The sequence below is a fragment of the Chryseobacterium culicis genome (genome assembly GCF_002979755.1).
Lineage (GTDB): Bacteria > Bacteroidota > Bacteroidia > Flavobacteriales > Weeksellaceae > Chryseobacterium > Chryseobacterium culicis_A.
In genome coordinates, this window is record NZ_PCPP01000001.1 from 717,256 (window position 1) to 730,919 (window position 13,664).

The 13,664-nt window shown below is 35.6% G+C and carries 13 protein-coding genes; 7 read left to right on the forward strand and 6 right to left on the reverse strand.

The features are described 5' to 3' along the window. Positions 1-14 precede the first annotated feature (14 nt). The 4 genes from CQ022_RS03395 to CQ022_RS03410 form a co-directional block, all read right to left on the reverse strand. The gene (locus CQ022_RS03395) at positions 15-1,082 is read right to left on the reverse strand and encodes an SDR family oxidoreductase (protein WP_105682358.1); all 1,068 of its coding nucleotides are present in this window, start codon (positions 1,080-1,082) and stop codon (positions 15-17) included. A gap of 86 nt (positions 1,083-1,168) precedes the next feature. Continuing rightward, positions 1,169-1,753 carry a Crp/Fnr family transcriptional regulator gene (locus CQ022_RS03400; protein WP_105682357.1) on the reverse strand — a complete coding sequence of 195 codons (585 nt, stop codon included), beginning with the start codon at positions 1,751-1,753 and terminating at the stop codon, positions 1,169-1,171. A 48-nt stretch (positions 1,754-1,801) separates the two neighbouring features. Then, positions 1,802-2,257, reverse strand: coding sequence for a PPC domain-containing DNA-binding protein (locus CQ022_RS03405; RefSeq protein ID WP_165791649.1), 456 nt, complete (start codon positions 2,255-2,257; stop codon positions 1,802-1,804). Position 2,258: 1 nt separating this feature from the next. Beyond that, a complete protein-coding gene (locus CQ022_RS03410) occupies positions 2,259-3,233 on the reverse strand; it encodes an NAD(P)-dependent oxidoreductase (protein WP_228421639.1) in 975 nt (324 codons plus the stop codon). 82 nt (positions 3,234-3,315) lie between these two features. On the opposite strand from CQ022_RS03410, the gene CQ022_RS03415 reads away from it, so the two are divergent. The 6 genes from CQ022_RS03415 (at position 3,316) to CQ022_RS03440 (ending at position 10,887) form a co-directional block, all read left to right on the forward strand. Then, on the forward strand, positions 3,316-3,942 hold the full coding sequence (locus tag CQ022_RS03415; protein ID WP_105682356.1) for a chloramphenicol acetyltransferase: 627 nt from the start codon (positions 3,316-3,318) through the stop codon (positions 3,940-3,942). Positions 3,943-4,146: 204 nt separating this feature from the next. Next, positions 4,147-5,037 carry a BRCT domain-containing protein gene (locus tag CQ022_RS03420; protein ID WP_105682355.1) on the forward strand — a complete coding sequence of 297 codons (891 nt, stop codon included), beginning with the start codon at positions 4,147-4,149 and terminating at the stop codon, positions 5,035-5,037. A 48-nt stretch (positions 5,038-5,085) separates the two neighbouring features. Further along, positions 5,086-6,564: a tellurite resistance TerB C-terminal domain-containing protein gene (locus CQ022_RS03425; RefSeq protein WP_165791648.1), complete on the forward strand. Its 1,479-nt coding sequence runs from the start codon at positions 5,086-5,088 to the stop codon at positions 6,562-6,564. Next, positions 6,557-7,873: an ATP-binding protein gene (locus CQ022_RS03430; RefSeq protein WP_105682353.1), complete on the forward strand. Its 1,317-nt coding sequence runs from the start codon at positions 6,557-6,559 to the stop codon at positions 7,871-7,873. Before CQ022_RS03425 ends, CQ022_RS03430 begins: the two co-directional genes overlap by 8 nt. Then, a complete protein-coding gene (locus CQ022_RS03435; protein WP_105682352.1) occupies positions 7,870-10,011 on the forward strand; it encodes a DEAD/DEAH box helicase in 2,142 nt (713 codons plus the stop codon). The genes CQ022_RS03430 and CQ022_RS03435 overlap by 4 nt, the downstream gene beginning before the upstream one ends. Before the next feature lie 534 nt (positions 10,012-10,545). Further along, the gene (locus CQ022_RS03440) at positions 10,546-10,887 is read left to right on the forward strand and encodes a helix-turn-helix transcriptional regulator (protein WP_105682351.1); all 342 of its coding nucleotides are present in this window, start codon (positions 10,546-10,548) and stop codon (positions 10,885-10,887) included. 15 nt (positions 10,888-10,902) lie between these two features. Here CQ022_RS03440 and CQ022_RS03445 read toward each other — a convergent pair whose 3' ends face one another. Then, positions 10,903-11,634, reverse strand: a complete 732-nt coding sequence (locus tag CQ022_RS03445; RefSeq protein WP_105682771.1) for an MBL fold metallo-hydrolase — start codon at positions 11,632-11,634, stop codon at positions 10,903-10,905. Between the two features lie 255 nt (positions 11,635-11,889). Here CQ022_RS03445 and CQ022_RS03450 point away from each other — a divergent pair, with 255 nt between their 5' ends. Continuing rightward, entirely contained in the window at positions 11,890-13,074 is a 1,185-nt protein-coding gene (locus CQ022_RS03450; protein ID WP_105682350.1) for an MFS transporter, read from the forward strand. Between the two features lie 75 nt (positions 13,075-13,149). Here CQ022_RS03450 and CQ022_RS03455 read toward each other — a convergent pair whose 3' ends face one another. Beyond that, positions 13,150-13,533 carry a winged helix-turn-helix transcriptional regulator gene (locus CQ022_RS03455; protein ID WP_105682349.1) on the reverse strand — a complete coding sequence of 128 codons (384 nt, stop codon included), beginning with the start codon at positions 13,531-13,533 and terminating at the stop codon, positions 13,150-13,152. Positions 13,534-13,664: the final 131 nt, after the last annotated feature.

Here is a 13,664-nt window from a genome sequence, read left to right on the forward strand (position 1 = left end):
ATTTTCCTTTTCCATTAAGGAATCATATTTTCTGCTCTAAGTCTTTCAAAAACATGTATAAAAGAATCTTCTGTGCTTACATAAGCCGTGAAACCCAGTTTTCTGCTTTTTGACATATCACACATGACTTCCAGCGGTCTTCCAAGATCCAGATCAGTATGCCATGCTGATGATAAACGGTGAAGATCTTTTTCTTTAAGATTATATTTGTCGGCAATAGCTGTCCAGATCTGGTGGTCATTTTCCAGTTCTTTTTCAAGAGGTTTTATGGTTCCTTCAAAACCTACAGCTTCTATACCGAACCAATCTGCCAGTCTTTTCCACAGCCATTTCCATCTGAAAACATCTCCATTTGTAATATTGAATGCCTGATTTTTTGCTGATTCTGTAGTGGATGCCCAAACGAGTTGTTGTGCTAATATTCTGGCATCCGTTACATCCGAAACTCCATTCCATTGTGCTTCAGATCCCGGCCAGATAAATTTCCTTCCGGTTTCCTTACAGATGCTGGCATACACCGCCAATGTAGCTCCAATATTCATCAGGTTTCCTACTGCATATCCAACTACGGTGTGAGGTCTGTGAATACTCCATGTGAAGCCCTCTCTTTCTGAAGCTTTGTACACTTCGTCTTCCTGTGCATAATAAAAGTTGGGAAGTGGAAGCCTTGGATGTTCTTCTCTGACAGGTGTTTCAGGTAAAATTCCTTCTTTAGCATAGGCCTCAAATGGTCCCAGATAATGTTTAAGCCCTGTAACCAGAGCCACATGCTGAACCGATTTTTTAGGAGATAAAACATTCAACAGGTTTCTTACCAGCAGACTGTTGACGCGGATATTTTCTTCCTCAGTGTCATTACGCATCCATGTGGTAAAGTAAATATGAGTAGGAGAGATCCCTTCAAGGGCTTCCGCAAGATTCTGCTCATTCGTAAGATCTGCTTTAATGGGACGAAGACCTGGAATACCGGTATTTGGATTTCTTGATAATCCGTATGTTGTCCAGCCCTGGGTGATCAGTTCTTCAGCAAGATTGCTTCCTGTAATTCCGGTAGCGCCTACTACCAATGCAATTTTTTCCATAAGTATTGTAAAATTTCTTGTACAAAATTATGGGTGGATAGAAGCTTTTACCCTTGATTTGGATCATGCCTTTGAATTGATCTGGATCAAGTATTGTTCAAAGAATTCTTTTTACGGATTCTGCTCACAGTTTCAGGGGCAAGGCCAAGATAGGAGGCAATAAGATTGTGGGGGACTCTTTTGATCATTTCCGGACTCTTTTGTGCCAGTTGAAGATACTTTTCTTCAGCAGTATAGCTATTGGAAACAATAAGTCTGTAATCTTTTGTAACAAGACTATTCTGATATAAAATTCTGAAATACCTGTCCATGACAGGAACTTCCAGCATCATTTTTTCATAATTTTCCAAGGTGATCATCAGAACTTCGGTTTCTTCAATAGCATCAATATTCAGAACAGATTTTTCCTGATTGATAAAACTGTTGAAGTCCGAGATCCACCAACCTTCAAAGGCAAACATATTGATGTGTTCATTTCCTTTTTCATCCAGAAAATAAGATTTTAACAGCCCTTTACTTACAAAAGACAACGATTTACAGATATCTCCTTCCTGAAGCAGATATTGTTTTTTACGAAGCTTTTTTAAGGTAAAGAAAGATTTAACCTGATTTTTCTGTTCGTCGGTGATATCAACCTTATTCTCGATATGGGAAAGCAGAACCTCAAACATCAAATAAATATTTTATCAAAAATACTACTTTCAACAGCAATCAAGGTTTTATTTCTCAAAATCATAGAGATTGATTCCTATTTCTTCGTTTTTAATTTTTACTACTCTGGTATTCAGTGGATAGAAAATAAATTCCGCAGCTCCCTGAATTTTTGCTTCCAAAAGATGTCCTGCCAGCGCAGTGTAATCTTCTCTTCCCAACGTAATGTGAAGATGAAGAGTTGGTTTTCCTTCTATTTCAGAGACATTTCCGGAAATATTGGTGACTTCCATCTGTTCTTTAAAGGTTTTATCCACATATTTTTTTGTTGCAGGATTAAAGAAACGAAGTGTTGCCTCACTCACGGCGCCTATTCCTGTAACTTCTCCTGCCTGGATATTTTGGTTTTGAATAAAATCCGTTAAAGATTCTACAATATTAGACTGATTGTCGAGGCTGACGATATAGATATGATCTACCTTTTTTGCTGACCATTGTTTACCGTTATAATTGATAATCTCCATATTATTTTTGTTTTAAATAGTTGATAATTCCTATAACATCATCCTGACCAAAGCCTTCATCATGGGCATTTTGATAGGTTTGAATCAATGCTTCGGATAAAGGAAAATCAGCGCCTGCATTTTTAGCGAGAAGGATGTCTTTCAACATTAAATCAAGAGCAAATGCCGGAGCATACTGATCTGCAATCAGCATCGGTGTTTTTACTTTGGTAGCACCGCTTCCGCTGGCACTTTCATTAATTATCTCAAGCATATCTGATCTTTCAATTCCTAATTTTCCAGCCAGTAAAACAGTTTCTGCCAATCCCTGATAAATTGTGGAAAGAAAGTAGTTGATTGATAACTTTCCGGCAATACCTTTTCCGTTTTCACCCAGATGTTTTACGGATTTTCCCATTTTCAACAGATAAGGCACGGCACGCTGAATGTCGTCATCTTCACCTCCAGCCATAATGATCAGCGTACCTTCCTGAGCGGGTTGGGTACTGCCTGCTACGGGAGCATCAATAAAGGAAGCTTCTTTTATTTTCAGAGCTGCTGCCGTTTCTTTGGAAACTTCCGGAGAAATCGTACTCATGTCCACAAAGAGTTTCCCTTGAATATCTAAAGGAAGAATTTCCTCATACACTGCTTTTACAGCACTATCGTTGGTCAACATGGTGAGTATGATATCGCTGTTTTGTATCAGGTCTTTAATGTGGGTACAGACAGTCGCTTTTTCTTCAAAATCTTTGGCTTTTTCTGAAGTTCTGTTGTAAACAGATAGCGGAAATCCTGCTTTTTCAAGATTTTTAGCCATAGGATGTCCCATATTTCCCAATCCGATAAATCCGATTCTTTCCATTATGATATTTTTTATGTTGTTGTTAATTAAATTTTTAACTCCTGAATGAAAAGGAGTTATCTGAAGATCTACAAATAAGATTCTAAAATATGGGTATTTTGCAGCAAAATATCTACCAAATAGCCGCTTCACAAAATTAAGTTTTAATTATATTTTTAATCGTAACCTTTTAAAACCGGAGAAACTTTCAGAAATTTGCAGCAAATAAGAATCAATGAAGATTGTAGATATAGACAACTGGAACAGGAAAGAGCATTTCGAATTTTTCTCTAATATGGCAAGCCCTTATTTTGGATTTACAACAGAGGTAGACTGTACAAAAGCATATGACACAGTGAAAGAAAAAGGATATTCATTTTTTGCCTATTATTTTCACAAGTCTATGGTAGCCATCAATACAGTGGATGAATTAAAATTAAGAATTATTGATGGTCAGGTAATACAGTTTGATATAGTTCATGCCGGCAGTACGATTGGAAGACCTGATGGTACTTTTGGTTTTTCATTTACTCCTTATTCAGAGGATTTTGAAACTTTCAACACTGCCCTGCAGGAGGAAATAAAAGGCGTACATCAGACTTCAGGATTGAGATTGAGCAATGAGAGACTTGGAAAAGATCATATAAGACATACGACTATTCCATGGAATTCATTCAGTGCTATACTGCATCCTACAGATTTTAATACTACAGAATCGGTTCCTAAGATTGCTTTTGGAAAATTTACTATCAGGGAAGGTAGAAAATATCTTCCGGTTTCGATTGAAGCGCATCATGGACTGGCAGACGGAATTCATCTTGCCCAATATCTGGAAGAGTTTCAGAAACAGCTGGAACAGTAACACATTACAAAGGAGGACGAGGAAATAATTTTGATGGTTACAGTTTCCATTTTTGAATTCTTTCTTTTTCATTTTTATCAACGTTCTTACGGAAAACCGTAAAGAATATTTCGGGATCTTCAATACATTTGAGGTAATATATTGTTATATTAGAGCATTGATTTACGATCAATAAACTAATTACCATAACTCAATTTTATTAAGATGACTAATTTTGAAAATCCTGAACTTCAGGTTCTTACTTCCAAAGCAAGAGCAGATAAAGCAATCAATTCTTTAAAGGGGCTTTTACTAGGTATTCTTTCTGATAACATTATTGATGTCAGAGAAATGGATGAACTCAGATTATGGGCCAAAGAACATTATGATTTGATCAGTAGAAATCCATTCCGAGAATTCATGCTTTTAATTGAAAATACAGCCTCCAACGAAATTCCGGCTAAAGAAGCCATTGAAGATTTGTATTGGTTATGCCAGAAATATGAACATGACAGTATCTATTACAATGGAATTACTTCAGATTTGCAGCTTTTGCAAGGAATTTTCCATGGTATACTGGCTGATGGTATTCTCAATGATGATGAAATCTTTAAACTTCATGAATGGCTATCTGAGAATGAGCATCTGAATTCTCATTATCCGTATGATGAGATCAGAAGTCTCGTTTTATCAATCGTTGCTGACAAAAAAATAAATGAAGAAGAAAGAGCTGTGCTGACAGCTTTTATTAAACAGTTTGTTGAATTAAAAAATACAGAGATCGCTGAAAAAGTGGAAAAAGATACAGAAGGTGTTTCTATATCTGGTATCTGTGCTGTAGATCCTGAAATTACTTTTGAAAATAAAACCTTCTGTATTACAGGGATTTTAAGTCGTGGAACCCGGAACGAATTGCAGGAAGCAATTTCTAATAAAGGGGGAATTCCTGTGAATACCATTTCAAGAAAAACAGATTATCTGATTATTGGAGATACCAATAATGCTTGCTGGAGCTATTCCTGTTACGGAAGAAAAGTGGAAAAAGCCTTAGATCTCAGAAAGTCAGGGCACACTATTATTTTGGTTCATGAGTTTGATGTTTTTGACGCGGTTTGAAGAGAAACCTCTTCAGAACATTCTATAATGATAACCTCCGAAAATACTATGCCTAACAATCAAGGTTCATTCAATACCGATCCTTTTATTATTGATGTTTCCGGACATTTGGAAAGCCCGATTGATTTTGGAAACGAAGATTTTGCTTCTGGGAATATTCCTCAGGATCAGAGCCGATCTTCTCATCCGGATTTGTGGAAAATTGGAAAAAAATACAGCAGAAAGCTCAATCTTAACGAGGATCAATCCACCATGTTGGATACCATGTCTTTTTCCAGTAATGTTTTCAATGAGATTGAATATTGTAAAATACAGATTATTAAACAGTTTTTAAGATCCATTGAATACCTGTATCAGAACTGTATCCCTGTCAACAAATCCTATCCAACTGTCATTGAAGAACTGTCAGAAATTATCGTCTGCCTCCGGTACAATTACAGAAAAGACAGCCTGAATTACAATTACACTTACAATTCCGTACAGACAGAAATTTTCAATCATATTTTGAAACTAAGTGAAAACAATGTCCGTGAAGTGTATGGTATTAAAAGAAAAATTAATACTGATTTTATTTATACTGAGGAGGATATTCTTTATCATTACAATAAAAAGATCGCTTCAAAGCTTGATACCTTCCTGAGTGAAAACCAGCACCAGATTCTTGATGCCGATTACAAAACCAATATTATCCTCAATGAGAATAATACCAACCGTTGGAAGACCAAATTTGAAATGATCCGGGATGATTATTCCAACTCCCTGGCCTTTGAAAGAGAGATATTCAGGCTTTCGGATGTGAATGTCAAAAATCCGTCAGTAGATGCTTTATTTTTTGAAGCTTCAAAATTTGTAGCAGAATATGATAAAGACTGTGCATTGAGGCTTTATATTTACTATCTAGAAAAGGATCTTAACTCCCCTAAATTTGATAAAAGAGAGCTTCCTAAAAATGTTCAGAAAAACCTGTTTTCTACCTCAGAATTGTTCACTGACTTTGAAAATATTCTGAATGAGTTTATTGTAGACAGGAATCTAAAAAAAGCTCTTGAGAAAATCACTCAGTTTTATCTTCCTAAAAGAAAGAGAATTAAGATTGACCCTGAGGCTATTAAAAATATTCAGGAACAGCATTCTGAAACAGCCGATATATTAGGTAATATTCTTAATAATAATGATAGCGAAGAGGAAATGATTTCCATGCAACAGACAGAAATTGCTGATGAAAAAGAATTAACCATTACCGCTATTCCACATCTATCAGAGATTCAGGTTTCCAAATATATGGATGATCTTCATTTAACAGAAATTCAAAAAGATATTATAGATTTATTTGAGAAACACAGCTTCAATATCCTACAGGAAGAGTTTGAGGGTTTTATCAAAGCAAAGGGACTGTTTATGGGCTCTACCATAGATTCTATTAATGAATGTTGTTTTGAACTTCTCGACGATATTCTTATTGAGGAAGAAGAGGAATATTTTATTATTAACACAAATTATTACAAAAAACTTTTAAAAAATGATTGACAATATTAAACCTAAAGAAGCTACTTCCATTATCAATTCTTTGGTAAGCGGAGTAGTTCCGAAAATAGGAGTACAACATATTACAGTAGGGAGATCTGAAGAAATCAATGCTTTTATCAGCGCTCTGGATGATGTCAAAAACGGATTGAGCCTTGTGAAATTCTGGATTGGAGACTTTGGAAGTGGGAAATCTTTTATGCTTCATCTGCTGAATACAGTGACTTTAAAACAAAAGTTTGTTGTGGCTAATGCAGATTTTACACCGGATAACAGACTGTATTCCAATGATGGAAAAAGTGTGATGCTATATTCTGCAATTATGGATAATATTGCGATCCAGACCAAACCAGAGGGAGGAGCATTGCCAACTTTACTTGAAAAATGGATAGAACAGGTGATTGCAAAAACGGCAGAGGAAAATCACATATCCCTGATGGAAATCCGAAGTGATCAGTATCTGGGGTTGATTCAGAATTCTATTATGAAAACTGTGAACGAAATCACAGAAATAGGTGGTTTTGATTTCGGTTCAGCTATTGTAAAATACTATGAAGGTTATATTAACGGAGATGAATTACTGCGCAGAAATGCACTGAAATGGTTGAAAGGAGAATACAGCACTAAAACAGAAGCAAGACAGGATTTAGGAATCAGGGAAATCATCAATGATTCCAATTATTATGATATGCTCAAGAATTTCTGCAAGCTTTTTGTGAGCATGGGCTATAGTGGTTTCATGATCAACCTGGATGAAGCGATCAATCTCTATAAAATTTCTACAATGGCTTCCCGTGAGAAAAATTACGAGAAAATTCTGTCTATTTACAATGACTGTTTTCAGGGGAAAGTAGCCAACCTTTTCATTAATTTTGCCGGAACAAAAGAGTTTCTGGAAAATGAGAGAAGAGGTCTTTTCAGCTATCAGGCACTGAAATCCAGACTTGAAGCCAATAAATTCGAAACCTCTGAACTGCGTGATTTCGCCCAGCCGGTGATCAAACTAATGCCTTTGAATCATAATGAAATTTTTGTTCTGCTAAAAAAACTGAAACTGATTTTTGATTTCAATTATAAAACAGAGCTGGATATTACAGATGAGGATATTTCTGCTTTTATGGAGGAAATTTTCAACAAACCAGGAGCTGCAGAGTTTCTGACGCCAAGAGAAGTAATCAGAGACTTTCTAAATATCCTTAATATCATCAGACAAAATCCCGAAGTGGATAAAAAAAGACTTTTCGGGGAAATTGAAATTGCAGACGAAAGACCCAATGATCTTATTCTTTTAGACAGTATTGAAGAATTATGACAGCCTTTAATCTGCTTTCCGAGCCCATCAGGAAATATATTCGGAATAAGAAATGGGAGAGCCTAAGACCTATTCAAGAAGCTTCTATTCAAAGAATTATTTCTACCGATAATAATTATATTTTAATATCAAGAACAGCTTCAGGGAAAACTGAGGCTGCTTTTCTGCCTATCTTGTCTAAGGTAAATTTTAAAGTCCCCGGAGTAAAAGTACTTTATATTTCACCGCTTATTGCTTTGATCAACGATCAGTTTTTCAGAGTGGAAAGCCTTTGTGAATACCTGGATGTTCCTGTCATAAAATGGCATGGGGAAGCTTCTAAAGCTGCAAAAGACCGACTTTTAAAAAGCCCGGAAGGTATTGTTCTTATCACTCCTGAATCTATAGAAGCGATGTTTGTGAATAAACCTTACAATATACGCCATCTTTTTTCTGGGCTGGAGTATGTGGTTATTGATGAAATTCATTCTTTTTTAGGATCAGACAGAGGAACTCATCTGCAGTCATTATTGAGCCGCCTTCAAAAAATAAATGTCAAAAAATTCAGTATTGTAGGGCTTTCTGCAACAGTAAGTGATGCCAATCAATATACCGAGCTAAAAGAATTTTTAGGAGATAGTGAGCATACAAAAGTTATCAGGGATACTACTCCCAAGCCAATCAATGCAGTCTTTAAATATTTCCCAGGCTCTGTTGAAGAACTACCTTTACCATTATTAAAAGACCTTTATATCCGAACCAGAGAAAGTAAAGTTTTAATATTTCCGAATGCCCGTGGAAGAGTGGAAGAAGTAGCTGTGAAACTGAAACAGATCTCTGAGAAAATAGGTGGACATAAAAATTATTTTTCACATCATTCTTCTGTAGATAAAGAAGTCCGCGAATATGTTGAGTTTTTTGCTAAAAATTCAGCTTTACAGAACTTTTGTATTTCCTGTACTTCAACACTGGAACTGGGAATTGATATTGGTAATGTGGATGAAGTAGTACAGATAGATGCTACCCACAGTATTGCCTCACTCATTCAGCGTGTGGGAAGAAGTGGCAGAAGGGAAGGAAAAGCGAGCAATTTATTACTTTACGCAACAGAACCATGGAGCCTACTGCAATCTTTAGCCTGCTGGATGCTCTATAAAGAACAATATATAGAGCCTGTTTCCATTAACAAAAAGCCTTATGACATTATGGTTCATCAGCTTTTATCTACTGTTAAAAGCTCTTCAGTGATTTCTTTGCCTGAACTTGTGGAAGAAATCACAAGAAATTCTGCATTTTCAGAGATCAGCATGGAGGAAACAGAAGAAATCATCCACTACCTTACTGCTATTGATTTTTTTGAAAAATTGGGTAATGAACTGATTATTGGGATACACGGAGAAGAAGTAGTCAACACAAAAGAATTCTATAGCCTTTTCGATGCCCCTGTTTTTTTTAAAGTATCCAGCAGTGGAGTGAAAATTGGAGAATTACCATTATCACCACAGATAAGAGAGAATGAAAATATCTATCTGTCTGCTAAAATATGGAGTATAAAGGATATTGATTATCAAACCAAAAAAATAGAGGTAATTCCTGCCAAAGATGGTAAAAAGCCTAAATTTTTTGGAGATGCTGCAGATACAGCTCATCAGATCAGGGAAAAGATGCTTGAAATTCTTATTTCAAAAGAGCAATACGACTTTTTGGATGATGTTGCCCAACAAATCATTATTCTTTTGCGAAGTGAATTTTCGTCTTTTATCATCAATGATTGTAAAAAGAAAAGGCCTTTGTTAAACCATAACGAAAAAATTACTTTTTATTCTTTTACAAGTTCAAAAATCAACCGGACGATAGAACTGATATTGGATAGCCTGAATATAGAGAATAGATTAGATCCTCAAAAAAGTGCTTTTGAAATAGAAGACTGTACCCTGGAAGAGTTAAAAACAGTCCTATCCAGACCTGATATAGGTCAGAATATTGATGAAGTGCTGACGGATTTATTAGAAAGCAGACCTGAAATTATAGACTTTTCAAAATGGGGTAAATATCTTCCTGTAACCTATCAAATAAAATTGCTAAAAGAAAAATATTTCGACCTTAAAGGCTGTTATGCTTATCTCAAAGATTTGGAAATCACAGAGAACAATTTTTAGAAATAGAAAACCGGATTTAAAATAAATTCGGTTTTCTATTTCTAAAGAATATTTGTTTGAATTTTTTTGTCTTGTTATCACATATCAACTTTCTATTCATTGTTTCTAACTGTTTTTACTAAGCCCCAAAACATTGATCGAGATCATAAAAAGTAAAGGCTATAACATGTTAGATTTACACTCTATCAATAAAGAGAAAGCAGGCAATTGAAAAATTGAATAGTATTTTATCTACAATATTAACGTGGTATCTATGTGGTACGCGGATTTTATAGAATTTTAATCATTTTTTCTTTCTTTGCCATTAAGAAATAGGACAAATTTCATAGACACTATTTTTTCGTGTATTCATTTCTTTAATACATGAAATCTGTTTTTAAATGATGATATGATCATTGAAAAAGCCAATGAAATTTTGAATACATAAAAATTATTTTGTTCTCCAGATTACCCTACAGATTGATCAGAGAAAAAAGCTTTGTACAGATACACAAAAGATGTGGCATCTGAAATGAGTAGAGATGAAAAAGTATTATGAAAAATAAAAAAACTGAAACTAACTTAGAGGATTTAACGAAAAAGATTCTTGTACAAGACGAAATAATGGCATTAGCCAAAAGCAATTCCCCTCGTCTCTTAAATAAATTCCGACTGGTTTATCCCGATTTTTTTAAAAAGTTATCTGATATACAGCCTTCCCTTAAAAATTCTGAACTGATCTTTTGTATTTACCTTAAGCTCAATATGACCACAAAGGAAATTGCAACCTGTATTTTTGTTACCCCAAAAGCAATACAAAACAGGAAAAACAGAATCAGAAAAAAACTCAATATTCCTTCTGAATTTGATATCTATAAATGGTTTAATGAAATTTAAACCATTTATAGATATTTAAACTTCTACTACAGATTTCTCCAGGTCATGGTACAAAAGAATTTTCCAATGGTTTTCTCTTGCTTCTTTTTCCCATGTAAGTCTTAATTCCATGGCTTTTCTGCCATCGAAATCACTTTTATAGGCTAAATGATATTTTAAATAAGAAGCCTGCGGAAGATCATCAGCACCATAAAAAACAGTTTCCCCATTTTCTCTGATCCAGAACACCTGCATAAAGGGGGTGTGCCCACCAACCACTTCATAAGAAATCTCTTCTGTGATCTGTCCCTGATCATCATTCATCCAGGTAATATTCGGGAGCTCAATCAGTTTTTCCAGCATATCAAAATCAAAAGAAGGATTTCCTTTCTTCTCCATCGCAAAATCCAGTTCGCGTTTCTGAATATAAATCTGGGCATTTGGAAAAGCAGCTTCAAAACCATTATCTGTAAGCTTTACAGCGCCTTCAATATGATCTTTATGAAGGTGAGACAGTAATAACTTTGTAATTTGATCAGGCCGGATATTTTCCTTTTCCAGAATTTCTGAAACAACAGTGGATCCGGATTCATTTTTCCAGCCAATTCCTGCATCCAGAAGGATATAATCATTTTCAGTAATGATAAGAAAGGGTTGGACAGACATTTTTATTCCTCCAACTTTATCAAAATTGTCTTCTGTTAAAAGCGTGAAGTCTTTGGTTTTGCTTGCCGAAAAATTACCTTCTTTAAGTGGAATGATTTTCATGCTGCAAATTTCTTTAATATTTCTAATATTCAAAAGGTTTTTCATCGATATAAATTATCAATAAAAACAATCATAGAAGCAGAACGCTGGAATCATTCTACTTATCACAGAATCATCCATCATTCATAAAAATGTAAAGATGAGAGACTGATCATTTCTTTTTTTTATGATTACCTTTGATTTCTTAAAAATCTGACGGACTCTATCATGATTTGCCGTCGGACATCTTTCAATCCAAATAAAATCTTATACGCAATGCAGGAGAGTTCTTCCCATGGTATTTCCCGGACTGTTATCTGGCTTATGGCTATTATTTCCGGACTTGTGGTCGCCAATAATTATTATAATCAACCTTTATTGGCGCTTATTTCTGAAGAACTTCAGGTTTCTGAGAGTGCAGCGAGTAAAATATCTGTACTCACACAGATTGGCTATGCCTTAGGGCTGTTACTAATTGTGCCGTTGGGAGATAAATTCTTTCGCAAGAAATTAATTCTAATCGATTTGTTTTTGGTTTTCGGGTCGCTCTTATGGATGACTTTTGCTACTCAATTGTGGATGTTGTATGCTGCCAGCTTATTAATTGGTGCTACATCCGTGATTCCGCAATTGTTTGTTCCTATTGCAGCAGAGCTTTCATCTGATAAAGAGAAATCAGCCAATATTGGGCTGGTTATGTCCGGATTATTGTTGGGAATCCTTCTTTCCCGTTTTATAGGGGGAATAGTAGGGGAAGTATGGGGCTGGAGAGCCATGTTTGGTATTGCTGCCGGATTGATGATTCTGGTTTGGCTGGCAGTTTATAAAATGCTACCTGAGCTGTCACCTAATTTTAAAGGAACTTACAAAGAACTGATGCGTTCTGTTGCTCAGCTTGCCAAAACACAGCCTGTACTTCAGTTGGCATCTTTCCGTGGAGCAATGGCATTTGGATCGATGTGTGCACTGTTTACAACATTGGTTTTTCACATGGAGAAACCGCCTTTTAACGCCGGATCATCTGTAGTAGGAAGTTTTGGATTGGCAGGAGCGGTAGGAGCTTTAGCGGCTGCAAAAGTAGGAAAACTTCAAAAGTATCTGGATCTTAACCGAATTATATTATATTCTTTATTGATCGTTATTGGAAGCTGGGGTTTTACCTATTTTGCAGGGGAAACCTATTGGGGATTGATTGTAGGAGTAATTCTTGTTGACCTAGGAGTACAGTCAAGCCATATCATGAATCAGACCAATTATTTCCTTATCAAATCTAATGCTGTAAACAGACTGAATACTGTTTATATGGTATCTTACTTCATTGGAGGATCACTGGGAACATGGCTGGCTTCTATCGCCTGGCAAAAGGCTCAATGGACAGGAGTTTGTTTTGTAGGGACAACATTTGGAATATTGGCACTCATAGCACATGTCCTGTTTTGTAAAAAAGTGAATAAAGCATAAATCAGAATTTATTTTACATTTCTGATTCTTTTAAGTTTCGGGGATTTTATCGTAGATAAAATCCCCGAAACTTTTTTATTTATACTCTTCTGCATTCTCTTGTACCTGCATCAATTCTCTATGCTTTCCGCCCCATTCATCGAGCTGTTTCCAGATCGGAATCAACTCTCTGGCAATAGCTGTAAGTTCATAATCTACCCTTGGAGGAACTTCCGCATGTACGGTTCTCTTCACCAGACTTTCTTTCTCCAGTTCTCTTAACTGAAGCGTCAGCATTCTTTCTGTTATCCCTGAGATAGAGTTTCTAAGTTCACTGAAACGTAATTTCCCATCTTTTAATTTATTTAAAATAATCAGTTTCCATCGGCCTCCGATTTTACATACTGCGTAACTCAGATCACAACCCTGTATATACTGTCTGTTGATATTATTCGTTGAATTTTCTTTTATCTTACCCATTACTTACAAATTTGTTAGTACCATACATTTAGCTGTATACAATGCAAATGTAAGGGTTGAGATTTAATTTTGTTGCTCAAAACAGAAAATATACTGCAATAAAGAACAATAGCGCTCATGTTCGCAGCAGA